This window comes from Ensifer sp. LBL, from assembly GCF_050435225.1.
Lineage (GTDB): Bacteria > Pseudomonadota > Alphaproteobacteria > Rhizobiales > Rhizobiaceae > Ensifer.
On the sequence record NZ_JBNDJY010000005.1, the window covers coordinates 411650 to 437447 of the forward strand.

Sequence of the window (25798 nt, forward strand, 5' to 3'; positions counted from 1 at the left end):
CAAAGTTCAAAAAAGGGAGAACGGAAATGAAACAATTGCTGCCGACGGTCCTCGGGCTCGCCTCAGCCACATTCATCAGCCTCGCATCCGGCGTGGCCGCCCATGCCGCCGACGAAAAGCTAGCAGCCGCCCTGCCGGAAGCGGTTCGCTCGGCCGGCAAGCTGAACTTCACCATCAGCCTCGCCTATCCACCGATGGAATACAGCGACGCCGGTTCGACCGAACTCAAGGGTTTCGACATCGACCTTGCCAAGGCGATCGCCGAACGCCTCGGCCTGACGGCGGAATTCCAGAATGTCGAGTTTCCGCAGCTCATTCCGCAGGTCGTCACCGGCCGCTCGGACATGATCATCACCGCCTTCTCCGACAAGGTGGAGCGCCAGGGCCAGCTCGACTTCATTGACTATTTCAAGACCGGCAACGTCTTCTATACGACGCTCGATCATCAGAGCGAGATCAAGACCGAGGCCGACCTTTGCGGAAAGACGGTGGCCGTGGCCACCGGCACGAGCTGGGTCACCTGGGCGGAAGAGCTTGGGAAGTCGATCTGCCCGGCCGACAAGCTGATCACCGTCATCCAGATCCCGACCCAGGCCGAGCACATCATGCAGATCCGCCAGGGCCGTGCCCAGGCCTCGGTCATCGGGCTCGAGGGGCTTCTCGATCTCATCAAGCAGGAGCCGGGCAAGTTCTACCAGATCGGCGATGTCGGAGAAATCAACCACTACGGCATCGCCTTCGCCAAGGCGAACGACGCGTTGCGCGATGCGGTGCATGCAACGCTCAACGCGCTGAAGGCAGACGGTACTTATGCACAGATCCTCGACCGCCACGGCTTGAAAGAGGCTGGCGTCGAGGAGTTCAAGATAAACGGAGCGACAAAGTAACCCCTTGCCGGAGCCTGCCTTGACCCATCCTTCCACGCCAGACGCCAACGCAACGAGCGAAAGCCCGGATGACCGGCTGTCGCGCTTTCGCCTCGATTCCTTTTCGAGCGAGCAGCTCTACCGGCAGCTATACCGGGCCTTGCGTGCCGCCATTCTGAGCGGTGACTTCTCCGAAGGGGAAGCCATCCCCTCGGAGAACCAGTTGCGCGACCAGTTCGGCATTGCCAGGACCACCGTGCGCAACGCGATGGCGCTGCTGGTGTCGGAAGGATTGGTTCAGCAGGTGCGCGGTCGGGGCACCATCGTCTCGCACCGGCCGATCAGCCACAACATTTGGAACTTCGGCAGTTTTACCGAACTGGCCCGACGCCAGGGCCAGCGCCCGGTGACCCGGGTGCTGGAGCACAAGGTGGAAAACGGCGAACTCCTCCTGGTGCGCGCCCGGGGCCTTGCGAACGGCGAGACGATCAGCTGGCTGAACGTCGACACGTCGCACCTCGACCTTTCCCTCTACCCCGGCATCGATGCCTACGACTTCGGCGCGCAATCCCTCTACGAGGTGCTGCGCCGCGATTACGATCGCCATCCCCTTCGCTCGGAACTGCTGCTCACCGTCGTGCCGCCGTCCGATCGTCTTCGGGAGGTCTTTGCCCCGGCGCCTTCAGTGCCGGGCTATCTTTGCGCCAGCGGAGACGTGCTCGATGCCGACGACCAATTGGTTGAACGCACGTCGATCGTCTACTCGCCGGCCGTCCAGATGAAATTCGCAACGCGCTGGGGGCGCGATACCGCGCCCGCATGAAGGCGGTGCGACCCAGGAGAACTGACATGAGCCGTTTTGGCGAGACTTTCACAACCCCGAAACCCATCCTCGGCATGCTGCACCTGACCGGCGATGGACCCGCCGCAAAATGCGCCCAGGCCGAAGAAGAGGCCCGCATCATGGCCGGCGAAGGGGTCGACGGGCTGGTGGTCGAGAACTATTTTGGCGATGCCGACGATGTCGAGCGCGTCCTCGAACGGTTGTGCACCCTTAACCTCGGCGCGCGGATCGGCGTCAACGTGCTGCGCGACGATGCGCGGGCGTTTGCGCTTGCCGCACGCTTTCCCGTCTCCTTCATTCAGGTGGATTCCGTTGCCGGCCACCTGCCGCCGGAAAGCGACGTCACGTTTGCGGCTGACCTTGCCGCCCGGCGGGCCGGCGTACCGGCCTTGCTTCTCGGCGGCGTGCGGTTCAAGTACCAGCCGGTTCTTTCGGGACGGTCTGAAGAAGACGACGTCCGCCTGGGGGCAGCCCGCTGTGACGGCCTCGTGGTGACGTCGGATGCCACAGGCCAGCCGACGGACATGGAGAAGGTGGCGCGCTTCCGCGCGGCAACCGGCGGCACCGTGCCGCTCCTCATCGGCGCCGGCCTCACGGAGGCCAATGCGGTCGAGCAGCTCGCGCACGCCGACGGCGCCGTTGTCGGAAGCTGGTTCAAGCACGACCATAAGGATACCGGCCTGGTCGAGGCCGGCCATGTGGCGCGGCTGATGCGCGTCGTGCGCACCGCACGGAGCGCAGCATGAGCACGCACACCGTTGCGGCGCGCCCGGTGACGCCTGAGAATTTCGCCCGCTTCGGCAAGGTCTATGACCTCGTCGACGATCTCGACGCGCAGGTGATCTGGACGACGGGCGATGGATGGCATGATGGGTTCACCCGTATCCCGCTGGTAGAAGGCTCGCCCCGCCTCGGCATCACGCGTGCGCCGGGAGCGCCATGGTCGTGCGCCGCGATGGAGCGGCATCTGCTGACCGAGGAGGCGATTTTCTGCGCCGGCGAACCGGTCGTCCTTGCGGTGGCCCCTGCATCGACGGCCGATGCTCCCGTTGCCGCCGATATCGAGGCCTTCATCATCACGCCGGGTCGGGCAGTGGTGATGCATCGGGGTGTCTGGCATGACGCCTGCCGGGGTGCATCCGGCCCGACGCCCTATTATTGGATGGCGGTCTGCGGCCTCGGCGAAAGTCCATGGGTGCCGGTCGAGGGAGGACCGCGCCAGATCGAGGTCATGCAGGGACAAACCGCATGACAGCCTTTTTCATCGGCGATGTCGCGCTCGACGAATACTACACGGCCGACCGCTGGCCCGGCCGCGCAGACAAGGGCATGGTCCGCGAATTGCCGGCCGAAATCGGCGGTTCGATTGCCAACGCGGCCGTCGTGCACGCGGCGCTCGGGGGCGATACCCAGTTCATTTCGCTGCTCAATGACAGTCCGCTGTCGTGCCGCCTGATCGACGACCTCGGACAGAACGGCGTCGCTGCCGATCATATGCTGACCGATCGCGCAGTTGCGGAATCGCGCAATCTCATCTTCCTCGTCGACGGCGAGCATGTCGTTTTGACAGTCGAGATGGGCGAGCAGCCTATGTGGCTCCCGCCGGCAACGCTTGCCGCGCTGCGCCAACCAGGCTTCCTCTACACGACGCTCTACCGGGTGCGTCGGCTCCACGCAGAGACCGACGGGGGCGTGCTGAAGCAGGCCGATCTCGTAGCCGATCTCAGGCGCCACGACCGCCGCGCGATCTTCGATCTCGATGTCGGCGGCTGCGCATCCGAAGACCTGCCCTATCTCAAGGGCGCGGCCGTCGTCATCTTCAACCAGGTCGGCTTCCGCGCCGCCTTCGGCCATGACGACATCTCCCGCATTGCTGACTGGATACGGGATCACGAGATCGGCTGGGTGGTGCGCACCCTGGCCGCCGACGGTGCGGAGGCACACGACGGAAAGACGCGCCTAGAGGCAACCGGCTACCCGGTCGACGTCGTCGACGTGACGGGCGCCGGAGATACGTTCGGCGGAGCATTGACCTGGTGTTTGAGCGAGGGCCAATCCTTTGCAGAGGCGCTGGATTTTTCCATCGCCGCCGCGTCGCGCTCCGTTACGATCCATGGCCCGCGCGGCGGCAAGGCGAGCGCACCGGATATCCTTGCATGGCGTGCGCAAAGGCGCGGGCCCTGATAGGCCGAGACTGCGACCGTGCCTCAGCCCCGAAATCGCCGCCCGTACGCTTTGCCTTGATCTCGCGAAACGGGAGGCCTTGCCTCCTGCTTCGCAAGCTCGCGCTGACCAACGGGGATTGAGGTGAAAGCGCCTGCGCGAGGGACCGGCCGCACGGAGCGAAACGTCAATGAAGTGAAGGAAGCCGGGCGGCAGGTGCGTGAAGAGGCGGAGGGAGCAGCCCCCGGCCCCTCAAAGTTCACGAAAGACCCGGTTGTGACGTCGAACTCCGCGGCCCAAAAGGCGTGATACGCACGACGACCAAAGGCTCCCCAGGGCCGCTCGCGGACCTACCCGATGATTTGCCGGCAAACTCCAGCGCCGCGCTCATCGCTGCAGCGCCCCCCTGCACGCGCTTGGATACGACTTGTGCAATGCCCGCACGCGCGAAGCCGCCAAGGCAAGCGCTGGATAAGTCCCGCGGCATCTGGCCGATCGCATCGAACGGTTCGCAAGCCAACGGCATGACCAAGCAAGAGGTGGTACTCTGCGCCATCCGGACAACGCCCGTCGCGGTTGCGCCACAAATGGACATCCGTTGATATAGACGAATAGTGCTTTGCTGACCGGCTCAACGACGTCACGCAACGCGGTTGGCTTTTGCAAGCGTTCGATGCTCGTCACTTGTCCCGGAAGACGTGCGGGTGTGTACGGCGCCGGCCGCTCTAAATGCCACGGCGGCCGTCATCAGCGCGAGTGTCGCGATCACCGCTGCGCCCACCGGCAATGCGGCGATGTCGTAGCGGACAAGGAAACCGCCGACGATCGTTCCCAGTCCGACGCCGACATGCATTGCCGAAAAATTCAGGCTGATGCCGGCTTCGGCTGTTTCCGGTCCGGTCGAAATCAGAAAGCGCTGCACGACGGGCGAAATCATCCAGCTGATGCAGGCCCAAACCACCATGACGGCGAACAACGGCCCGGGGCTGCCTTTGAGCAACGGGAGCCCTGCAAGCGCCGCGAGATAGGCCGACGGCGTCAACAGGAGGGCTGCGCGCGGTGACAACCTGTCTGCAAGCCACCCCCCGAAATATCCACCGCTTACGCCTGCTATTCCCAACGCGGCAAAGCCAAGAGCGACATTCCCGTCCGCGATGCCGGCAACCTCGACGAGATAGGGCGCGAGAAAGGCAAAGAGAACGAAGTGCCCGCCAATCATCAAGATGGAGACCAACTGCCCGGCGACGAGAGGGGCCGATCTCAAATGCTTGAGATATCCAGGCAGCGCGCCCCCGCGGAGGCCGGAGGCGGGAATGCAGCGCCAGCTCACCAGCCACACGGTGAAAGCAAGCGCGGCGAGCGCAAGAAAGACGCCTCGCCAACCGGCAACGTCCGCTATCAAGATGCCTGCCGGAACGCCGAGCACCAACGACCCGCTGATCCCCATGAACATAATCCCGATCGCCCGCCCCTGCATGCTCTCATCGACGAGTTCCGTCGCAAGCATCGTTGCCAGCAGGCACACGGTCGCGCTCGCCGCAGCCATCCCGATACGAGTAAGAAGCATGATCGCGAAATTCGGGCTCGCGGCCGCGGCAAAGGTGCTCAGGATGAAGAGTCCGAGCGCTGCAAGGAACAAGCGTCTGCGATCGATCCGTTTCGTCAGGACGAGCGCAAGGGGCGCCGTGACCGCAAAGACTATGGAAAAGACGGCGGTCAGTTGACCCGCAAGCGCCAACGACACGCCGAGGCCGCCCGCTACGTCGGGAAGGATCCCGACAATGATGTTCTCCGCCGTCCCCGTCACAAAGGTTGCGAAGGCCAGCAAGATGACGACGGGATTCATGCGTTTCACCCTCCAAACATGACGACCCATGTTGGGTGGCGAATAGCCGGCCCGACACGGAAAGACGTGTCGGGTTTCGAGGCAAAGCTTCGGTTATCCCTTAACGGCACGACTAACACGCCGTTGGGAAAGCGGAAAGCCTCTTCGGTGCCATGACTGCAGGTCGACGCCCAGGCGGGCCACTGGCCAGTCGCCAAGCTATAGGGCATCGAACTCCACGCGGGGATGCGCAATCGTCCGGATAGAAAATATTCGGCACCATGAAATGCCGCAAGCTTCGCGCCCACCACATCTGCGATGTGTTTCGGCATGATTTGCGCGAACGGAACACCAATGGGCGGCAACATGGAGCGCGACGAAACCACCGAGCTGACGCAAACGCTCCTCTCAAGCCTTTCGGTGATTGCCGAAAGTGACGATCAAACACGCCTTCGGATCAGGAACACCTATCGATCTGGTCTTATGCTTTCGGCCCATCTCGCCCTGACGGGCGATGATGCCCGCCCGGGTATCCGAACCTGCCTTGCGTGGTATCGGGCTGCAAGCGAGGCAAACGAGGCCGCCTCCATCGGCTGGTTGCTCGCTGCGATCGACGAGCGGATCAACGCGCGCGATCTGCGGGACTGGCAAGCCCTGCAGAAGCTGCTTGATGACGCTCATGACTGTCTGCAGCCCACGCATCATTAGACGATAGCACGGCCACCGATTTGAACGCCCGCCGAGCGAGGCCGCTCGGCGGCGACAAGCGGTCGATGTGGGACGCAGCCGGCGCCGCGCGTGAAGCTCTCCGACATATTCTGGCGTGGCCTACGAAAGGTGTGATCATAGCCCGCGGTCCGCTGATCACAGACGACGGGCAAGCATTCCTGCGAGTGCGTTTCACTGGTTAACTGGCCAAGGGTGAACTTCGAACGCGATCCGGCGACGGGCATCTGTTCCGTCATGATGGGCAGTCCAGCCGTGGAAAGCGCGGCGCAAACTCCCACCTCGGTGTCGACCGATTTCGGGCGGGAGTAAATTGCAGGACGGCCAGCGTGATCTCGCGGCAGCAACGTGACGTCAATCGGTCGCCCGACCCCGTTCTAAAGATAACGGCGATCGCGTCCTCAAGGGCTTGTGACAGGCCGGAGACATTTAGTCCAACAATAGTCAGAAAATTCGTACGTTATTGCGAGCGCTTGCGTCGGCCATACGAAAAATGCGCCCGATTGACGCGAGATTTTCACGTCGGCGAGCATTGCTGTCGATACATATACCGCTCTAGCACGAAAATGGCGTGTCGAGCGTTGTCGTCGCAGCCAATTTGGCCGCGCCGACGTTGCGCCCCAGATCGCCGCACGTTGGGCGACATCGCGCGGATCAGCGCTTCTCAGTTGCAAGCTCTATGGCAAGAGCGGAGGGTCAAAGGCCTCTGGCGCACGGAAAAGCTGCAGCTGGAACGCGACCTGATCAAGCTTTCAGGAAAACCAGCGCGCGCAAGATCTCGGCAAAATCCGCATGCTTGAAGGCGACGGCGCGAGGACCGTGCGCATAGGCTCCGGGATACCAACCGGCACGATAGGCATCTGTCGGATTGTTGAACTCGATCACCACTTCGTAGCGCTCGGCCCTGGACGGCAGCACCTGAGAAAAATCGCCGGACAGCGCTTCTGCTACGCCTTCACGAATGAGCCGGCGCGACCAAGCAGGCGAGATCGACGTCGTTGACCGACCTCTACCCTCCAGTGTTTCCGCCGACTTCAGCCCCGGCACCATCGCCCGGGCGTCGGAGCAAATACCGGCATCGCCGGCCAGGAAGACCGACGGTACGCCGTAACCGGCGGCACAGAGCGCGTTGACGGTGAATTCCGAGGCGACCTCGCCGTTCAGAAGCAGGCGCGAGATGCGCATGGTGGAGGTATGGGCGAGCGGATTTGCCTCGCTGCCGGCCTTGGAGTGGTAGCCCGTATAGATCGCGGCCGCGAAGCCGGCATCGAGGCCGAACATCATCGCATCCGGATGGCCGGACCAGCCGCGCACGATGCGGACGTAGTCCGGCAGGCAATCGAGAATGAGGTTGCGTCCGCTGTCATGGGCGTCTTTCACCACCACTTCGGTCGCACCGGCGGCACGCGCGCCCTCGCAGGCGGCGACCACCTCGGCGGTCATCAGGGCGCGAAATTCGGTCCAGTCGGCATGGGTGCGCTCGGCTTCGTCCCACTGCGCAATGCCTGCGGTGCCTTCGATGTCAGCGGAAATGAAGACTTTCATGGGTAGGTTCCTCTATCGGTCAATCGGGAAGAGCGGGATAGATGCGGTCGTTTCAGGCAGGCATCACGAAGGCCAACACCGCGCTCGGCGCCCGGCAACCGCAGGGCTTCAGCGGCCACTTGGGCAGACTTGTTATCGGCGAGGCACGCGTGACTGGTGACCGGCGATTTGCATGTCGTTGGGACGGAACATTGGTCAAGCTCCCCACCACAGGCCAATTCAATTTGCGCAAAGCTCCATGCAAAAATCGCCTAACCCCTGAAATTTCAATTCGTTATGGATACCCTCTCAGGAACAGACGGGCATGCACGATCGGTAGCGCGATGCCGCCGACGCCAACGTCGGCGGCATCGCCACTCGCAGGTCTAGAGAAGCTCGCCCATCGATTGCAGGAGCCGATCGATCTGAGCGGTCGTGTGCTCGGAAAACACCGCAAGCCGCATGGTCGCGACATCGGACGCGTCGGAATAGCCACCAGGCTGTTGCACCCTGACAATGATATCGCGCTCCGCAAGACGATCGCGCAGCTGTTCGAGGTCGGTGACGCCCTTGATGGTGACGATCGGCACCGGCGTGTCGGCAACGTCGAACCCAAGGGTCCGCAACCCGCTGCGCACATGCTTGACGTTGCAAACGAGATTGGCGCGCTTTTGCGGTGTCGCCTGTAGAACGCGCAACGATGCCGCGGCAGCGGCTGCAAGACCCGGTGGCGCCGGCGAGGCCCCACGCATGATCATGGCATTGCCCGCGATCTTGGCGGCCAGATCCGCACTGCCGGGAACGATGCCGCCAAGCGCGCCGAACGCCTTGCTCATGGTGCCGGCGAGATAGTTGCCCTCGCCTTCGAGACCCGCGTGCTGCAGCGATCCGCGGCCGGTCTCACCAAGGACGCCGACGCCGTGGGAATCGTCGATGCAGAGCAGCGCCCCATCATAAGGGGCCATGGCCTGCCGGTAATCCCCAAGCGGCGCCAACCGCCCGGACGACGGAAAGACGCCGTCGGTCAGCACCGCCGGGCGCTCGCCCGCCTTCACATGCAGCGACAGTTGCGCAGCAAGATCCTCCGGATCGGCATGTCGAAACTCATGAACCCGCTTGCCGAGCGTCGGGATCGCGTCACGGGTACTGTAATGCGTTGCCGAATCCATGAGGATGACATCGAATTCATCGCGCAGCCCCTGCAGCAACACCATGGGGCTGGTGTAGCCGGAGATCATGTAGACGACCTCCTCCGTGCCGAACCAGTCGCGCAGCCGCTCCTGCAAATCGGCATAGACCTGCATATGGGCAAGTGTCCCCGGACCCATGCCGTAGCGCCTCGTCGCTTCACAGGCCGCCTCGATCACCTCGGAGTGGCCATGCAGGCAGAAGTACGACGTGCCGCAATAATAGTCGACCTCGCGCCCGCCGATGAACATGCGGGCGCCAAGAGGTGACTCCATCTTGATTGGAGCGGTCATGATTGGGTCACGCAGCTTCGGCTTGAGAAGGGCTGCGTCGCTCCAGGAACATCGGCCCGACGCGGATGCCGCGCTTGCCGTTGTCGTCGACGGCGTCGAGTTCGAGGATCTCGTCTTCATAAAGCCGCCCGTGCATGCGGAAGCGGCCCTCTTCGACCAGCTCGCATGTGTGGGTGCAGAAATACTCGATCAGGCACTTCAGGCCGCCATGGCTGTAGGTCAGGTAGGTGATGTTGAAGTCCGGCCCGTATTCGCCGAGATGCGGCGCAATGGCATCGGGCACAGTCTCGTCCTCAGGCGTCTCTATGCGTGTCCAGCTTGTATCCCGCCAGACGAGCTTGCCGGCTGCCGGGAAGGAAAGGTTCATGTGGGCATAGTCCGCACCGCGCCCGTAGATGCGACCGTCGATGACGAAATCGTTGCCGGCCACCGGACGGATCCGGTGCGGCACGCCCTCGCCCATCAAGTAGATCTTGCCGCCCTTGGACTTGACCTCGACAATCTCTTGCGTCGCATCGTCCCGGTAGTAGCCCGGAAGCGTCTCGAACTGCGCTTCCGTAATTTCCGGCGGACGCTGTGTCCGCTCCGGCATCTTGCCCATCTTGCGTTCGGCAAGGACAATGCGCACACCTTCGACACCGAGCCGCGAGGCGACCTGGTTGGCGAAATCGAGGGTCGCGAAGATCAGCACGCCGACGCCGGCTGACGGCAGCAGCATCATCTGCGAGGCGTAGCCGTAAACCGCGCCGCCGTGGCCGACGGAAGTCCAGCCGTCAACTTCGCCGGCGCCAAAGCACAGGCCATAACCGGCGAGCGTCCTGTCGCCGCCCGGGCGCTTGCCGAACGGCGTCCACATTTCACGCAGCGACGCCGGCGAGATGATGGAATTGCCCTCGGCATCGAAGCCTCCGCGCAGCAGGCATTGGGCGTAGCGCGCCATGTCGCCGGTGGTTGAGAAGATGTTGCCGGCCGGCGACCCGCCGAGGCTGAAGACCGGCGCCGGCGTATCGCCGTCGAGCGTCCACATGTCGGCAGGTGCCAGCCGCTCGCGAATGCCCGGCGCCATGCCGCAGGACGAACCGCCCATGTGAAGCGGTTTCAGGATGTTGGCGGCAACATAGTCGGAATAGCTCTGGCCGGTCACCATCTCGATCACCCGGCCGACGACGGCGATGCCGGCGTTGGAATAGTGCATCACGCCAAGGCTCGGATCCTGCTTCAGGACGGAGGTTGCCAGCTCGTTGACCGTGTCTTCTAGCGGCGGGCGGGTGGCGTCGAGATAATGGCCGCTCTTGGGCTCGCGCACGATACCCGCCGTATGCGTCATCAGCTTGCGCAGGCTGATGACCGTGCCGTAGGGCCCGCCCTCGGCACCGACGAACGGGTTCTCCGGCTTGAAGCCGGGCAGATAGGTCGAGACGTCGACGTCGATATCGACGAGGCCCTTTTCGACCAGTTGCATGATCGCGAGCGACGTGAAGGTCTTGGTGATCGAGCCGATGCGGAAGCACGTGTCCTTGCCCATGTGGAAATGGCGGTCGTGGCGCTGGACATGGCCTTCGGCAAGCACGCCGTCTCGGTCGACGAGGGCGTAGGAGATCGACGGGATCGCCTTATCCTCGACCTCGTACCGGATCAGATCCTCGAATAGCTCGATGGAAGCAGCAGACAGAGGGGACATGGAAAATGCTCCTTGGGTCGTAAAGGGATTGGGTCTCAATGGGCGTGGCGTGGGTCGAGCATGTCGCGCAGCGCATCGCCGACCAGGTTCCACGACAGCACGAACAGGAAGACGGCCGCACCGGGGAAGGCCAGCGTGTACCAGAACTGGAACGGATTGCCGGGCTGACCGACGATCCAGTTGCGCGAATAGGCGATGAACTGGCCCCAGTCGGCATACCCCTCTTCGGTGCCGACGCCGAGGAAGCTGAGCGCCGAGGCGGACAGCACCATGGAACCGGTCGCCATCGTCGCGAGCACCAGCACCGGGAACATGGCGTTCGGCAGGATATGCAGCACGATCAGCCGGAGATCGCTGGCGCCATAGCTCCTGGCTGCGTGGATGTAATCCATCTCGCGGATCCTCAGGATCTCGCTTCGAACGATACGGGCATAACTCATCCAGCCGAATGTCGTGAGCGCGATCGTGATGGGCACGATGCCTTTGCCGAGCAACGCCGTCAGCACCATGGCGGCGATCAGGAAGGGTACGGCCATGAACACGTCGACTATGCGCATCAGCACTTCTTCAACGACGCCGCCGTAATAGGCCGCGACAGCGCCGACGACCGTGCCGATCAGCACGGAGATCGCCACGACCCCGAGCCCGATCTTGAAGGCCGTGCGCGTACCCCAGACGACGCCATAGAAGATGTCGTACTGGCCCTGGGTCGTGCCAAACACGGCCTCCGGCGAAGGCGGTTGCGGCGTCGCCAAAAAACCCGCGCGCGGCGTGTCGTAGGGCGAAAGCTGGAAGCTCTGTGGCGGTGCCAAGACGGGGGCGAAGACGGCGATCAGCACGAAAGCGAGCAGGATCACGACGCCAAACAGCGACACCGGATTGCGTGCGAGGTAACGAAGAAACTTCATTGCGTCTTCACCCTCGGGTCAAGCAACGGATAGATGAGATCGACGACCAGGTTCATCAGCACCAGGACGACTGCGAAATAGAGGCCGAAGCCGAGAACTGCAGGAAAGTCGAGATTGGCGGCGGTCTTGGCGGCAAACTGACCGAGCCCGGCATAGTCGAAGATGGTCTCGGTGATGACCACGCCGCCCATCATCACGGCGAGTTCCATGCCGGCGATGGTTGCGAGTGGCAGAAGCGCGTTGCGTCTGGCGTGATGCAATTCGACGACGCGGCGCGGCAGTCCCTTGGCGCGGGCGGTGCGCACGTAGTCCTGGCGCAGCGTTTCCAGCATCGAGGTGCGCATCACCCGCGTCATGCTGGCGACGTTGACATAGGTCAGCGTGATGACGGGTGCGGCAAGGTGACGAAGTGCATCGCCGAAGATCGCCAGGTTACCGTTCAAGAGGGCATCGACGGTGTTGGCGCCGGTGTAGCGCACGAAGTCGCCGGAACTGACGATGGTCTGGGCCCACTGGCTGAGCCGGCCGGGCGGGAACCAGTCAAGCGCCGAATAGAAGATCAGGAGCATCAGCAGGCCGAAGACGTAGACCGGAAAAGACCAGCCAAGAATGGTGAAGATGCGGATGACATGGTCCGGCCAGCGGTTGAGATAGATGCCGGCGCGTGAGCCGAGGTAGACGGCGAGCAGCAGACAGGGCACGAAGGCCAGGACGACCAGCTCCAGCGTCGCCGGAAACAGCGACATCAGCGCCGTCGACACCGGCTGGCGGGCGGTCTCGGACCAGCCGAGATTGCCGCTGAGAACACCGCCGATCCAGCGGCCGTACTGGAGGTAGAAGGGATCGTTCAGCCCGTACTGCTCGATCATCCGGCGAATGCTTTCCTGACCGCCCTTGAGATAATCGGGCGACGGTGCGTAGGCCGCCAGTCTCTGTGTCGGCGAAAGCGACATCTGCAGTGCGAAGATCATCAACGACAGCGCGAAGAGGACGATCGGCAGCATCATCAATCGTCTGAGTGCATAGTTCAGCACGGCTCACACATTCCGATTTCAGGGAAAATGAAACAAGGGCTACCGGGCGGGATCGCCACCCGGCAGCCCTGGCCAATCAGTCGTTGGCCTTGGTGACCGGGTAGAAGTCCCACGCACCGTAGAGGATCATGTTGTCGACATAACCATCGATATTGCTGCGGGTGACGACGTAGCCGAAGTCTTCCCAGAGGAACTGGGTGGTGGCGTATTCGTAAGACATTTCCTGCAGCTTGGCGTAGATCGGCTCGCGCACGGCGGGGTCGACCGAGGCCCAGGCTTCGTCCAAGAGCGGTTTGAACTTCTCCGCCATCAGGTCGCGGTAGCCCTGGCCGACCATGCCGCCGACGAGACCCGTGGGCGAGAGGTAGTAGCTGGCGGCGCCGAGCGGACCACCCGGGTCTGAATAGTCAGGCCCCCAACCCATCACCGTCAAGGGTGCTGCCGGCTTTTCGCGGTTGTTGAGCTTGTCCGAAACGGAGGCCCAGGGCAGCGCCTGGATCTGCATCTTGAACTTCGGATTGATGCGCGACAGGCCCTGCTGCAGCGCCGAAAGTGCTGCGGTCAGCTGCGGATTGCCTTCGGTCACATAGGCGGTGAAGGCAAAGCCTGTGTCCCAGAGCTTACCGCCAAACGCCTTCTTGAAGTGTTCTTCGGCCTTGGCGGGATCATAGCTGTAGACAGGTGAATCCGGGCGGTAGCCCATGATGCCGCGCACGGTCGGGCCGCGCGACTGCACGGTCTTGTTGAGCAACACCTGGGTCAGCAGCGCATCGTAGTTCTGGGCGTAGTTGAAGCCCTTGCGCACGTCGATATCGGCAAAGAAGTCCGGGGGAATGCCGGCACCGTCCAGCTTGCCGCTGCCGATTGCCGGATTGTCGTTGTCGTCGAGCGGCCAGGCAAAGAAGGCGCCGCGCGAAAATACCTTCTGCAGGCCGTCAATGACTTTCACGCCTTCGGTCTTGCTGAGTTCGTCGATGAATTCGACCGGGGCGGTGACGAAATCGGCGTCACCGGACAGAAGCTGCAGGCGCCGCGTCGTCCATTCCGGCACGGTGCGCATGACCACGCGCTCAAGCTTGGCGGGGCCCATGAAGTAATTATCGAAGCGCTTCAGGGTAATGCGCCGGTCGGTCCGGTCCCATTCCTCGAGCATGAATGGCCCGGTGCCGTTTTCTTCGGCAAACAGCGGATTGGCGCCAAGCTCCGGCCGGTAATGGGCCTTCCAAGTGTCGCCGGAACCATCCCAGCCGCCGACAGATGCAACCCATTCCTTGTCGACGATCGAGGTGCCGAAGGGCAGCGCGATTACGCCGAGCGTCGCCGGAAACGACTTGGGCAGTTTCAGCGTGACATTATCACCGTCGACGACGATCTGCGAGGCGAGCTCGTCATAGACCTTGCGCAAAACCTCGGGGGTGGCGTCATTGATGGATTTGACCTCGCCTTCGGTCTCCACCCACTTGGCGATGTCGGTGTATTTGCCGGCGGTGATCACTTCGGTGATCGCATTCGACATCCACGACTGGCCCTGGAGAATGGCGCGCAGCAGCGAGTAGCGCACGTCTTCCGGCGTGATCTGGCCGTAGCCCGGCTCGATCGTCGCCTTTTGGGCGTCAGTCAGCTTGTCGTAGTACTCCCAGGTGACTTTGCCGTCAGCGCCCTTGATCCCGACCTTGTGAGCAAGAACGCCTTTGCGGATCGGGAAGGTGTAGCTGACGGAGCCATCGGCCGCCTGCTTGATGAGGCCGTTCTCGAGCGACGGCACTTCGGTCGAGAGCGACGGCACGAACTCGGAAATCTTCGAGCCGTTGAAGTTCAGCAACCGGCTGTAGATGTTGAGCGAGCCGTAGGAGCTCGGCGTGTTGGCGATATAGGCCGGATCGAACGACTGGATGTCGTCAGTCCACATGAAGACGAAGGTGCCGGGGTTCTTGGTCTCGGCCATAGCGGGCGCAGCCGCGATGCCGAGCCCCAAGCAGAGAGCTAGGGCTAAGGTGCGTTTCATCGTTGTTCCCATTTGGTGGAGGCGGAAGTTTTTCTTCTCGTTATAGGGGAGGCTAGAAGAGCCCTTGCAGGTCTGTCCAATGTGTAATTAGGATAGACTATGCAAAACACGCATGAGGGCCGGCATGGAACTGCAATGGCTTGAAGATTTTCTCGAAATTGCCGCCACGCGGAATTTCTCGACGGCGGCGACGGCACGCAACATTTCGCAGCCTGCCTTCAGTCGCCGCATCAAATCGCTTGAGAACTGGATCGGCGCGGACCTGATCGACCGCAGCACCTATCCTGTTCAACTGACACGGGCGGGAACGATGTTCCTTCCGGGTTGCCAGCGTCTCGTGCGCGAGGCCTACCGGCTGCGCACCGATTGCCGCAATGTCGCGGGCGAAAGCTCGGCCATGCTGACATTTACCTCGCTGCATACGCTGGCGATGTATTTTTTCCCGAGATGGATCGGCTCGCCGCTCATCTCGCGGATGCCGCTTCGCACCAGCATGCATGCCGCCGACTTCCTTGAAAGCATAGATCACCTATGTTCGGGCCAGTGCGATTTCGCCATCACCTATGTGCATCCCGATGGCCCGCCGGTGCTGGAAGGCGGTCCATTCGAATCCCTGCAGATCGGCAAGGATCGGCTCATTCTCGTCTCTGGAACGGATGACAGCGGCCGGCCGCTATTCGACATCGACGGGCCTGAAACCACGGAAATTCCCTACCTCGCCTATTCCTGGAGCGACGGTTACATCGGCAAGCTGGCAACGCTCATCCAATCCCGCTGGCGGCGCCCGCTCAACCTCAGCACGGTCTACCAGTCGGGCCTTGCCGACGGCCTGAAGCACATGGCCGTCGCCGGGCGGGGCGTCGCCTGGCTGCCGCAGATCTGTGTGGCGGAAGCCCTGCGCCAAGGCCGCCTCGTCCAGATCGGCGGGCCACAAATGTCGCTCGAAATGGAGATCCGCATCTTCAGGCGCGCCGGCCCTGGTAGCGCCGACAGCGATGCGTTGTGGCAGCATCTCAAGCAGTGTGCGGCACTGCCACAGTACAAGAACGGATTCGATGCCGGCATCGACGCCGCCTGAGGCACCGTCATGACCGAAATCGCCCGACCGAGACCATATGCGAAGACAGGCGACACGATGCAGAAAGCGCATAGTTTCGATTGCCAGATTCGCGACACATTGATTTCACTCGGTTTTGTGGCACGGCCGGAAGCCGCTCGGATGCCGCCCGGGCACTGACGGCCAACCTCCCAGGGCATTCTCCGCAATCCGGGCATATTGACAGGATGCAACCCCGTTGCGAGACCTGACAGGGCAACGTCCCCTCGAAATCGGGTCTATGTGCTGATGTTCCTGCAAAAATCCGCGCCCCCTGAACTGCCCGAGGATGTCATCCTATCCGTGGAAGACCTTGAGGTTTCCTTCGCGGCCGGCACCCGCTCCCAGCTGCGCGCGGTGCGAGGCGTCTCCTTCCGCATCGCGCGCGGCGAGACCGTCGCGCTGGTCGGCGAGTCCGGATCCGGCAAATCGGTGACTGCCATGACGATCATGCGGCTGACGGAATATGACGGCGCGGCGATCACCGGCGGACGGGTGCTGATGCGCTTGAAGGACGGCAAGGTCGCCGATCTCGCGACATTGTCGGAAAAGCGGGTCGAAGCCCTTCGCGGCGCGGACATCTCGATCGTGTTCCAGGACCCGATGTCCAGCCTGAACCCGGTCTTTACCGTCGGCGACCAGATTGCCGAAGCGGTGATCCATCACCAGAACAAGAAACCCGAAGAAGCGCGCCAGATCGCACTCAACACCCTGAAGCTCGTGCGGGTGCCCGATGCGGAGCGCAGGCTCGACCAGTATCCTCACCAGCTCTCCGGCGGCATGCGCCAGCGCGTCATGATCGCCATTGCGCTTGCCTGCCGCCCATCGCTGATGATCCTCGACGAGCCGACGACCGCGCTCGACGTGACCATTCAGGCGCAGATCCTCGATCTGGTTCGCGCCCTCCAGCGCGAAATCGGCATGTCGGTGCTGTTCATTACCCACGACATGGGCGTCGTTGCGGAAGTCGCCGACCGGGTCTGCGTGATGCTCAAGGGTGAAATCGTCGAGACGGGTTCGGTTTATGACATCTTCGCCAAGCCGAAGCATGCCTATACACGCGCCCTGATTTCCGCCGTGCCGCGCCTCGGCAGCATGGCCGACAAGGATGCGCCGGAGAAATTTCCGCTGCTGGTGTTTGAACCGGAGCGGCAGCCCGCGGAGGCGACACAATGAACGCACCGGCTCATATGACGCCAGCCCCTCGCCCACTCGTCGAGGTGCGAAACCTGGTGACGCGCTTCGATCTCAAGGCCGGGCTGTTCGGCCACGTCTCCGGCCGGGTGCACGCAGTGGAGAACGTCTCCTTCGATATTTTTCCCGGTGAGACCCTGGCGCTGGTCGGTGAATCCGGCTGCGGCAAGTCGACCGTCGCCCGCTCGCTCATGCAGCTCGATCGACCGCGATCTGGCTCCATCCGCTTTGATGGAACAGAACTGATCGGCGCGCCGCGCGCTGTCCTCGCGCGATTTCGGCGCGAAGCGCAGATGGTCTTCCAGGATCCGTTTTCTTCGCTCAACCCGCGCATGACGATCGAGCAATCGCTGACGGATCCGATGCGGGTCCACAAGCTGGGCTCGACCGGGGACATGCGCGCGCGCGCCGCCGAACTTCTGGCAAAGGTAGAGCTTTCACCTGAGCATCTCGAGCGCTATCCGCATGCGTTTTCCGGCGGGCAGCGCCAGCGCATCTGTATCGCCCGGGCGCTTGCCCTCAAGCCGCGCCTCATCGTCGCCGACGAAGCGGTCGCTTCGCTCGACGTGACGATCCAGGCGCAGGTGATCAACCTGCTCATGGACCTGCAGCGCGAGATGCAGATCGCCCTTCTGTTCATCAGCCACGATATGGCAGTGGTCGAGCGTATCGCTCACCGCGTTGCGGTCATGTATCTCGGCGAAATCGTCGAGATTGGCGATCGCCGCTCGGTCTTCGGCAATCCGCAGCACCCCTATACCCGCAAGCTGCTATCGACCGTGCCAATTGCCGATCCGACGCGCCGTCCGGAAGGGCGCCAGCCGATGTCCGACGAAATCCCAAGTGCGGTGCGTGCGCCGGACTTCGTGCCGCGCGAACTGCCGATGCGGCAAATCTCATCGACCCACTACGTGCGCCAGGTCGCAACCGGCTGACAGTAGCCGCGATACGCCATTCCAGATCAGAGTATCCCATCATGAGCACTTTCGAAGTGACGCAACCGGCTGCCAGCGCTGCCGGCCTAGCGGCGACAGATATCAGCGACAGCGCAAGCGGGACCAAGGCCACAGGGTTCCTGCGTCCAGCGGCCGCCGAGCGACCGACACCCTATATCGAGGTCGACGAGAAACGACTCACCCGCAATATCAAGGCCATGCAGCAGCGCGCCGATGCAGCCGGCGTGGCAATGTTTCCGCATGTGAAGACGCACAAGAGCCTCCACATCGCCCGGCAACAGCTGGCCGCAGGTGCGCGCGGTATCACCGCCTCCAAGCCCAGCGAAGCGCTGGTCTTTGCCGAAGCCGGGATTCCGTCGATCATTCTGGCCTATCCCATCGTCCGCGCGGCGTCGCTCGATCACCTACTGCCTGCGGTCAAGGCGCGGGGCGTGGAACTGCGCACGATTACGGCAAGCGAAACAGGTGTCGATGCGCTGTCGGAGGCCGCCAGCCGGCACGGCGTCGAGATCGGCGTGTTCCTCAAAGTCGACGTTGGCCTCGGCCGCGTCGGCCTCAAACCCGATGACCCGGCAGCGCCTGAACTGTGCGCAAGGATCGCCGGCACCCCCGGTTTGCGATTTGCGGGACTGCTTTCGCATGCCGGACATGCCTACGCCGCTCCGGAGCCGCATGCTCTTGCCACGATCGCCCGCGACGAGGCGGAGGCCCTCGCCGGCCTCGCCGACCGACTTCGGCAACGCGGAATCGCAGTCGATTGCATTTCCGTCGGCGCAACGCCGACTTGCCTCGGTGCACCGCTGCCGCAGGAAGTCGACTACATCCGTCCCGGAAACTATGTCTTTCTGGACGGCACCGCCCTTCGGCTTGGCATCTGCACCGCCGACGACCTCGCGCTTTCAGTCGTCGCCCGCGTCGTTGCCTCCAACGACACGCACTTCATCATCGACGCCGGTTCGAAATCCATGAGCTCCGATCGCGGCGCACATGGCATGGGTGGCGCAGGGTTTGGCACGATCGTCAGCGCCGAAGGCGATGGCGAAACCGGCCTGTGGACGCTCGAGCGACTGTCCGAGGAACACGGGTTCGTCCCCTATTCCGGGCGCCCCTTGCCGCTCGGCAGCCGCGTGCGCGTATTCCCCAACCATTCCTGCGCCTCGATCGCCAACTTCGACAATTTCGTCCTGGCGCGCGCAGATGGCACCGCAGCCAGCCTGTCGGTCGACGCCCGCAACGGTCAGACCTGAAGAGCGCACCGGCCTTTTCGGTCATTTGGGCGGCGATTGATCGCCACCCGTGAGCGATCTGAAGATCTCGATTCTTTATCCATCATCAAGATGGATTGCTGGTTTCTGCGACCTAGATCTCCCAGATGTCATTGCGACGCCAATGTCAGTGCATCGAGAAGCCGACGCGGCTGGTCGGACTTCAAATCTACTCCTCCAGTGCAAAGGATATGATCCATGAAGGTCCTAATGGTCCTCACTTCGCACGACACCCTCGGCAACACCGGCAAGAAGACAGGGTTCTGGCTCGAAGAGCTGGCGGCTCCCTATTACGTCTTTAAGGATGCCGGGGCCGAAATCACCCTTGCATCGCCCAAGGGCGGCCAACCGCCACTCGACCCGAAGAGCGATGAACTGATGTTCGAGACCGATCTCACTCGTCGCTTCAAGGCTGACCGGGAAGCCAAGGCCCAGCTCGCCGAGACGGTTCGCCTCGACAGCGTCAACCACAAGGACTTCGACACCGTCTTCTATCCCGGTGGTCACGGTCCGATGTGGGATCTCGCCGAGGACGGAAACTCGATCAGGCTGCTCGAAGCCTTCATTGCGGCGGGCAAGACGATTGCCCTCGTATGCCACGCCCCCGGCGTTCTGCACCGCGTCAAGAACTCGGACGGCACACCTTTCGTAAACGGTCGAAGGGTCACCGGTTTTACCAATTCCGAGGAAGCGGCCGTCGGCCTGACAGAGGTCGTGCCCTTCCTGGTGGAAGACGAGTTGCTCGATCTCGGCGCCGTTTTCTCGAAGGTGAAGGACTGGGGCGTTCACGCAGTCGTCGATGGCCGGCTCATCACCGGCCAGAATCCCGCCTCGTCTGGCGAAACGGCAAAAGCCCTCCTGGCCGCCTTGAAACCGTGATCGGAGAATGGATCGAGGCGCGTCGCCAGCAAGAACAGCCGCCTGGCCTTCGCTAGGGCAGTGCTCGCCGGCGTTCAACGGCAGGCCGCGCCCAGCGTGGACTTGGTTACAGGCGGCGCCTTACAAAGGTCCACATCCCTGGGCGCTGTCTTAGCCATAGGCCTGCGACGACAATTCCCGGTGGGCATCGAAGTCAAGGCATCGTCGACGGTCAAGGCTGAGGACTTCCGAGGGCTGCGGCAGTTGTAGGAAGTGGTGGGCGACCGCTTCCTACACGGCATCGAGCGCACGCCAATGACTTCGCATCCCGCGCCTCACAGCGGGGAGTATCCCCGCTATGAGGCTAGTCGGCGTCAACAATGCCACTCAGGCCCTCAAAGCCTTAATAATGGACCGACAAGGAATCGATTGGCGTCGCTTTCGGCGGAGCGAACTTCGTCAGGTCAATCCCGTCAACAGCGGTTCGGTACTCATCCATGCTCGGCGTGCGGCCAAGGATCGCTGACAGCACCACGACCGGGGTCGAGGCCAGCAGCGATTCACCCTTCTTCTCGGCCGTATCTTCAACGACCCGCCCCTGGAACAGACGGGTGGAGGTTGCCAGAACCGTATCGCCCTTCTCCGCCTTTTCCTGGTTGCCCATGCACAGGTTGCAGCCCGGACGTTCGAGATAGAGGATGTTCTCGTATTCGGTCCGGTTCGCAGTCTTCGGCTTCAGGTCGTCGAATTCGAAGCCCGAATACTTCTGCAGGATGTCCCAATCGCCTTCGGCCTTCAGCTCGTCGATGATGTTGTAGGTCGGCGCAGCGACGACGAGCGGCGCCTTGAACTCCACCTTACCTTCCAGCTTCTCGATGTTCTTCAGCATCTGCGCGACGATCTTCATGTCGCCCTTGTGCACCATGCACGAGCCGACGAAGCCGAGGTCCACCTTCTTGGCGCCGCCGTAGTAAGAAACCGGACGGATCGTGTCGTGGGTGTAGCGCTTGGACACGTCGGCGTTGTTGACATCGGGGTCGGCGATCATCGGCTCGTCGATCACGTCCAGGTCGACAACGACTTCGGCGAAGTACTTCGCGTTGGCATCGGGAGCCAGCGCCGGCTTCTCGCCCGAGCGGATCTCGGCGATGCGCGCATCGGCCTTGGCGATAAGGCCCTTCAGCGTACCGGCGGCGTTTTCCATGCCCTTGTCGATCATGATCTGGATGCGCGACTTGGCGATTTCGAGCGACTCGATCAGCGTCTCGTCCTGCGAGATGCAGATCGAGGCCTTGGCCTTCATCTCGGCCGTCCAGTCGGTGAAGGTGAAGGCCTGGTCGGCGAGCAACGTGCCGATGTGGACTTCGATGATGCGACCCTGGAAGACGTTGTCGCCACACTGCTTGAGCATCTGCGCCTGGGTCGCGTGCACTACGTCGCGGAAGTCCATGTAAGGCTGCATGGTGCCCTTGAAGGTCACCTTGACCGATTGCGGGATCGGCATGGTCGCTTCGCCGGTGGCAAGCGCCAGCGCCACAGTGCCGGAGTCCGCGCCGAATGCGACGCCCTTGGACATGCGGGTGTGGCTGTCGCCGCCGATGATGATCGCCCAGTCATCCACGGTGATGTCGTTCAATACCTTGTGGATCACGTCCGTCATCGAATGGTAGACGCCCTTCGGGTCACGGGCGGTGATCAGGCCGAAATTGTTCATGAAGCTCATGAGCTTCGGGATGTTTGCCTGCGCCTTCTTGTCCCAGACCGAGGCCGTGTGGCAGCCCGACTGATAGGCGCCGTCCACGAGCGGCGAGATGACGGTGGCCGCCATCGCCTCCAGTTCCTGCGCGGTCATCAGACCGGTCGTGTCCTGCGAGCCGACGATGTTCACCTTCACCCGCACGTCGGAGCCCGCATGAAGCGTCTTGCCCGGCGTCACGCCGACGGCGTTGCGATTGAAGATCTTCTCGACCGCGGTCAGGCCCTGACCTTCGACGGTGATTTCCTTGTTCGGGGCAAAGACCGGGGTCGCCTCGACGCCAAGGGTCTGGGCGGCAAAGGTCTGAAGCTTCTTGCCGAAGACGATGGCATAGGAGCTGCCCGCCTTCATGAACTCCATCTTCTGCGGCGTAAAGGCGGAAGCGACGTCGACCAGTTCCTGGCCGGCCTCGTCGCGGAGTTTCTTGTTCTTCACGTCCAACGAAAGAACGGTGCCGGTCTCGACGGAGAACTTCTGTTCCAGGATCGGATTGCCGTCATTGTTGAGGATCGGCTTGCCGTCTTCACCTGTCTTTTTGACCCAGTTCTTCAGGTTGATACCGATGCCGCCGGTTACGTCGACGGTTGTCGCGAAGATCGGCGAGATACCGTTGGTGCCTGCAACGACCGGGGCGTAGTTGACGAAGGGCACGTAGGGGCTGGCCTGCTTACCCGTCCAGAGCGCCACGTTGTTGACGCCCGACATGCGCGACGAGCCCACGCCCATGGTGCCCTTTTCGGCGATCATCATCACCCGCTTGTCCGGATGCTGCTTTTGCAACGCCACGATTTCCTGCTGCGCCTCGGGCGTGATCATGCACTGGCCGTGCAGTTCGCGGTCCGAGCGCGAGTGCGCTTGATTGCCGGGAGACAGAAGGTCGGTAGAGATATCGCCTTCGGCAGCGATAAAGGTCACGACCTTGATCTCGTCCTCGACCTCCGGGAGCTTTGTGAAGAACTCGGCTTTGGCGTAGCTCTCCAGAACGCCCTTTGCGATCGCATTGCCCGCCTTGAAGGCGTCACGCAGCCGGAACATGTCGGCATCGTAGAGGAAGACCTGCGTTTTTAGCACTTCACCGGCCTGCCTGGCTATTGCGGCGTCATCGCCAAGGGCAATGTCCAAGAGCACTTCGACCGAGGGACCACCCTTCATGTGCGAGAGCAGCTCCAGAGCGAATGCCGGGGAAATCTCGGAAACTACCGTTTCGCCAAGGATGATCTTCTTCAGGAACGCGGCCTTGACGCCAGCCGCACTCGTCGTGCCCGGCAGCGTATTGTAGATGAAGAATTTCAGGGCATCCGCCCGGTGCCCGTTGCCAGCGTCCTCGATCAGCGCAATGATTTCGGCCACGAGCCCGCCGTCATCGATCGGTTTGGGAGCGAGCTTTTGACTTTCTCTGCTTTTGATCTCAGCCAGGTAATCGAGGTAAAGGGTCATCGCTATCTCAACGTTTAGAGGTATGTGCCGTCCAATGCCGTTCGTTGAACAGCTTTGCTGGCTGAGGTGGTTATACGCCTCGACTACGTCAACCAACGCCGGCTGACAAGATACCGCAACCGCGTTAAAAAGTGGTGGTTTGCATTCAAGTTTAATGGGCTAGACGTTGCCTTGAACGCGCATCGGATTGGATTATGGCAAACTTCGATTTCCTACATGGGCGATATGGCCCTGACTTCTCATTGAGTCAGGCCCACAGTTAAGCGATTGATATATTAGCGACAACGTACCGGATTCGCGGAAAGTGACCTTCCCGTGGCGCTTCATTCTTCGCTATGTGCGCGTGTCTGTCTTTTGATGGAGTTTCTTCCCCGCGTCCCAGAGCCAACTGGGCGCGAGCCTTGCCCCGCCTTCCCCGGCGGGGTTTTCTTTTGGACGATTTTGTGGGCGAACCAGCCTGAAACGTCTGCCGTTCCTCTCGCCAGTCAAACGCCATGACCTCAAAAAGCAAAAGCGCCCGCAGGAGATGCAGGCGCTTGGCAATTCTTCAGTCTATGTGGTTCGCCTTAGCGGGCGAAGGCCGTGCGTGCAACGCGGTCGATGTCGGCCCGTTCGATGCCGAGGTCGCGAAGTTCGCGGTTCGACATGCGGCCCAGTTCGGTGACCGTCTGACGGTACTTGCGCCAGTTGTTGATGGAGCGTGCGATGTTCATTTGATCCCCCTTTCAATGGGCTTTCGAAGCCTGGCTGCCAGTCCGTGGCGCCTCGTTCACTTCGATGAACACCTTATAGCTCAGGCTTTCCGTAAGTTGCAGCGCTCAAAACTCAGCGCTCCCATGTGGGAAATGCATAGGCGCTCGACGAGCCAACGGCGATGGCCACACACCATTGTGAGCCGGGCGCTATATGTCCTTTGGGTAAAAACATGGCTGCCGCCCCGATTGATGGCTTTCAGCCTGTCCTACGCGACTTGGCACAGCACGTGCCGTCTCCCTGCTTGGTGTACGATGCCGGCTTCCCCGACAATTACCCGGAGAGATCTGCGCGGCTGCGCTGGCCGGTGACGCTCATGCCAGGTGAGAGCGACTGATCGATGACACTTTCGGCGAAGGCCATCATCAGCGGACCGACACCCTTGGGATCGTCGGACACCACCCGTTCTGCGAGGTAGTAGCGGGGCGTACCGTCCCTGTACGTGCCTTCGAAGCCCCCGAGACCTGCAACGCAGACGATCGTCGTCATCCTGGTTATGCCCTCGGTGTCGGCAACGAGCCGCATGGAGAGCAAAGCGCCGAGGGCGCGGCGCCCGGCCGCGATGGTCTCTAGCACCCGATCGGGTTCGACGAGGCCAAGACGTGCAGCGCGGATCAACGCATAGGCAAACATGGCGGAGGCAGAGCTTTCCTCGTAGTTGCCTTTAAGGTTCGGTGCGTCGAGCACCTGCATCCACAGACCAGACGATGTCTGCCGCGCCATGAGCTCCCCCAAAAGCTGGCGTGCCCGCAACCGATGAGGGCGGGAGATTTCGTCGTCAGGGAGAAGCGCCAGCGCATCCACGAGTGCCATGGCCAGCCAGCCAACAGCGCGTGCCCAGACGGCAGGCGATTTGCCTGTCTCCGGATCGGACCACCGCTGTTTTCGGCTGTCGTCGTAGCCATGGACATAAAGGCCGGCCGGGGTCGCCGTTAGCGAAAGCGCCGTCGAAAATTGCCGGAGAGCGTCAGCAATCAACCACGGCTTGTCAGTGGCGAGCGCATATTCGATTTGAAACGGCAAGCCCATGTAGAGCCCGTCAAGCCAGACCTGATGGGGATAACGCTGCTTGTGCCAGTAGTTGCCTTGAGGAATCCGCGGATGGCCTTCGAGTTGGCCGGCCAGTTGTTCTGCCGCCGCGAGGTACCGGCTGTCGCCCGTATCCCTGGCCAAGGCGAAGAGCGGTCGGCCCGCCAAGATGTGGTCGATGTTGTATTCCGCCGGATCGTAGCCGAGGAGCGTACCATCCGCCCCAATTTGCCGATCGGCCAGCCGGTGCAGATGGTCCATCCAACGCTTCTCGCCCGTTGCCTGAAAAAGAAGCTGCAGACCTCGGTAGAGGCAGCCATCCTCGTAGCACCAGCTTCCACCCTTATAGGGCCGGTAGCGCTGCGCAAACTGGTCAAAATAGTCGGTCGGGTTCATG

At 62.3% G+C, this 25798-nt stretch carries 19 protein-coding genes and 1 pseudogene; 10 read left to right on the plus strand and 10 right to left on the minus strand.

The window, feature by feature from the left end; genetic code table 11:
• Window positions 1–26 precede the first annotated feature (26 nt).
• Genes OKW20_RS21940 through OKW20_RS21960 form a run of 5 tightly spaced genes read left to right on the plus strand, consistent with a single transcriptional unit; the run spans window position 27 to window position 3894 of the window.
• Window positions 27–887: an ABC transporter substrate-binding protein gene (locus OKW20_RS21940; RefSeq protein ID WP_429175274.1), complete on the plus strand. Its 861-nt coding sequence runs from the start codon at window positions 27–29 to the stop codon at window positions 885–887.
• A gap of 19 nt (window positions 888–906) precedes the next feature.
• Entirely contained in the window at window positions 907–1689 is a 783-nt protein-coding gene (locus tag OKW20_RS21945; RefSeq protein WP_052202101.1) for a GntR family transcriptional regulator, read from the plus strand.
• Window positions 1690–1715: 26 nt separating this feature from the next.
• Window positions 1716–2456: a BtpA/SgcQ family protein gene (locus tag OKW20_RS21950; RefSeq protein ID WP_429175278.1), complete on the plus strand. Its 741-nt coding sequence runs from the start codon at window positions 1716–1718 to the stop codon at window positions 2454–2456.
• Window positions 2453–2962, plus strand: coding sequence for an ureidoglycolate lyase (locus OKW20_RS21955; protein WP_043625313.1), 510 nt, complete (start codon window positions 2453–2455; stop codon window positions 2960–2962). Before OKW20_RS21950 ends, OKW20_RS21955 begins: the two co-directional genes overlap by 4 nt.
• Complete coding sequence (locus tag OKW20_RS21960) at window positions 2959–3894, plus strand: carbohydrate kinase family protein (RefSeq protein WP_429175282.1); 936 nt, start codon at window positions 2959–2961, stop codon at window positions 3892–3894. The genes OKW20_RS21955 and OKW20_RS21960 overlap by 4 nt, the downstream gene beginning before the upstream one ends.
• Before the next feature lie 619 nt (window positions 3895–4513).
• Here the strand turns inward: OKW20_RS21960 and OKW20_RS21965 are convergent.
• Window positions 4514–5719, minus strand: a complete 1206-nt coding sequence (locus tag OKW20_RS21965; protein ID WP_429175285.1) for an MFS transporter — start codon at window positions 5717–5719, stop codon at window positions 4514–4516.
• Between the two features lie 333 nt (window positions 5720–6052).
• On the opposite strand from OKW20_RS21965, the gene OKW20_RS21970 reads away from it, so the two are divergent.
• On the plus strand, window positions 6053–6406 hold the full coding sequence (locus OKW20_RS21970) for a hypothetical protein (protein ID WP_052202102.1): 354 nt from the start codon (window positions 6053–6055) through the stop codon (window positions 6404–6406).
• Window positions 6407–7168: 762 nt separating this feature from the next.
• Here the strand turns inward: OKW20_RS21970 and OKW20_RS21975 are convergent.
• The 6 genes from OKW20_RS21975 to OKW20_RS22000 all read right to left on the minus strand — a co-directional run bounded on the left by OKW20_RS21975 (window position 7169) and on the right by OKW20_RS22000 (window position 15057).
• Window positions 7169–7969, minus strand: a complete 801-nt coding sequence (locus OKW20_RS21975) for a M55 family metallopeptidase (protein ID WP_429175288.1) — start codon at window positions 7967–7969, stop codon at window positions 7169–7171.
• A 365-nt stretch (window positions 7970–8334) separates the two neighbouring features.
• Window positions 8335–9429 carry an aminotransferase class I/II-fold pyridoxal phosphate-dependent enzyme gene (locus tag OKW20_RS21980; protein ID WP_429175291.1) on the minus strand — a complete coding sequence of 365 codons (1095 nt, stop codon included), beginning with the start codon at window positions 9427–9429 and terminating at the stop codon, window positions 8335–8337.
• A 7-nt stretch (window positions 9430–9436) separates the two neighbouring features.
• Window positions 9437–11110: a serine hydrolase domain-containing protein gene (locus tag OKW20_RS21985; RefSeq protein ID WP_429175293.1), complete on the minus strand. Its 1674-nt coding sequence runs from the start codon at window positions 11108–11110 to the stop codon at window positions 9437–9439.
• A 35-nt stretch (window positions 11111–11145) separates the two neighbouring features.
• Window positions 11146–12018, minus strand: coding sequence for an ABC transporter permease (locus OKW20_RS21990; protein ID WP_029742577.1), 873 nt, complete (start codon window positions 12016–12018; stop codon window positions 11146–11148).
• Window positions 12015–13052, minus strand: a complete 1038-nt coding sequence (locus OKW20_RS21995; RefSeq protein WP_244546825.1) for an ABC transporter permease — start codon at window positions 13050–13052, stop codon at window positions 12015–12017. Before OKW20_RS21995 ends, OKW20_RS21990 begins: the two co-directional genes overlap by 4 nt.
• A 76-nt stretch (window positions 13053–13128) precedes the next feature.
• The gene (locus tag OKW20_RS22000; RefSeq protein ID WP_429175298.1) at window positions 13129–15057 is read right to left on the minus strand and encodes an ABC transporter substrate-binding protein; all 1929 of its coding nucleotides are present in this window, start codon (window positions 15055–15057) and stop codon (window positions 13129–13131) included.
• A gap of 124 nt (window positions 15058–15181) precedes the next feature.
• On the opposite strand from OKW20_RS22000, the gene OKW20_RS22005 reads away from it, so the two are divergent.
• The 4 genes and pseudogenes from OKW20_RS22005 to OKW20_RS22020 all read left to right on the plus strand — a co-directional run bounded on the left by OKW20_RS22005 (window position 15182) and on the right by OKW20_RS22020 (window position 20447).
• A complete protein-coding gene (locus OKW20_RS22005) occupies window positions 15182–16135 on the plus strand; it encodes a LysR family transcriptional regulator (protein ID WP_043610583.1) in 954 nt (317 codons plus the stop codon).
• A 267-nt stretch (window positions 16136–16402) separates the two neighbouring features.
• Window positions 16403–18282, plus strand: a pseudogene (locus OKW20_RS22010) (ABC transporter ATP-binding protein).
• A gap of 41 nt (window positions 18283–18323) precedes the next feature.
• Complete coding sequence (locus tag OKW20_RS22015; protein ID WP_429175302.1) at window positions 18324–19550, plus strand: alanine racemase; 1227 nt, start codon at window positions 18324–18326, stop codon at window positions 19548–19550.
• A 216-nt stretch (window positions 19551–19766) separates the two neighbouring features.
• Window positions 19767–20447, plus strand: coding sequence for a type 1 glutamine amidotransferase domain-containing protein (locus OKW20_RS22020; protein ID WP_429175307.1), 681 nt, complete (start codon window positions 19767–19769; stop codon window positions 20445–20447).
• 382 nt (window positions 20448–20829) lie between these two features.
• Here the strand turns inward: OKW20_RS22020 and OKW20_RS22025 are convergent, their stop codons facing one another.
• The 3 genes from OKW20_RS22025 to OKW20_RS22035 all read right to left on the minus strand — a co-directional run bounded on the left by OKW20_RS22025 (window position 20830) and on the right by OKW20_RS22035 (window position 25797).
• Window positions 20830–23619 carry a bifunctional aconitate hydratase 2/2-methylisocitrate dehydratase gene (locus OKW20_RS22025; RefSeq protein WP_429175309.1) on the minus strand — a complete coding sequence of 930 codons (2790 nt, stop codon included), beginning with the start codon at window positions 23617–23619 and terminating at the stop codon, window positions 20830–20832.
• 566 nt (window positions 23620–24185) lie between these two features.
• The gene (locus OKW20_RS22030; RefSeq protein WP_064817045.1) at window positions 24186–24332 is read right to left on the minus strand and encodes a DUF1127 domain-containing protein; all 147 of its coding nucleotides are present in this window, start codon (window positions 24330–24332) and stop codon (window positions 24186–24188) included.
• 313 nt (window positions 24333–24645) lie between these two features.
• Entirely contained in the window at window positions 24646–25797 is a 1152-nt protein-coding gene (locus OKW20_RS22035) for a glycoside hydrolase family 88/105 protein (RefSeq protein WP_429175312.1), read from the minus strand.
• Between the last annotated feature and the right edge of the window lies 1 nt (window position 25798).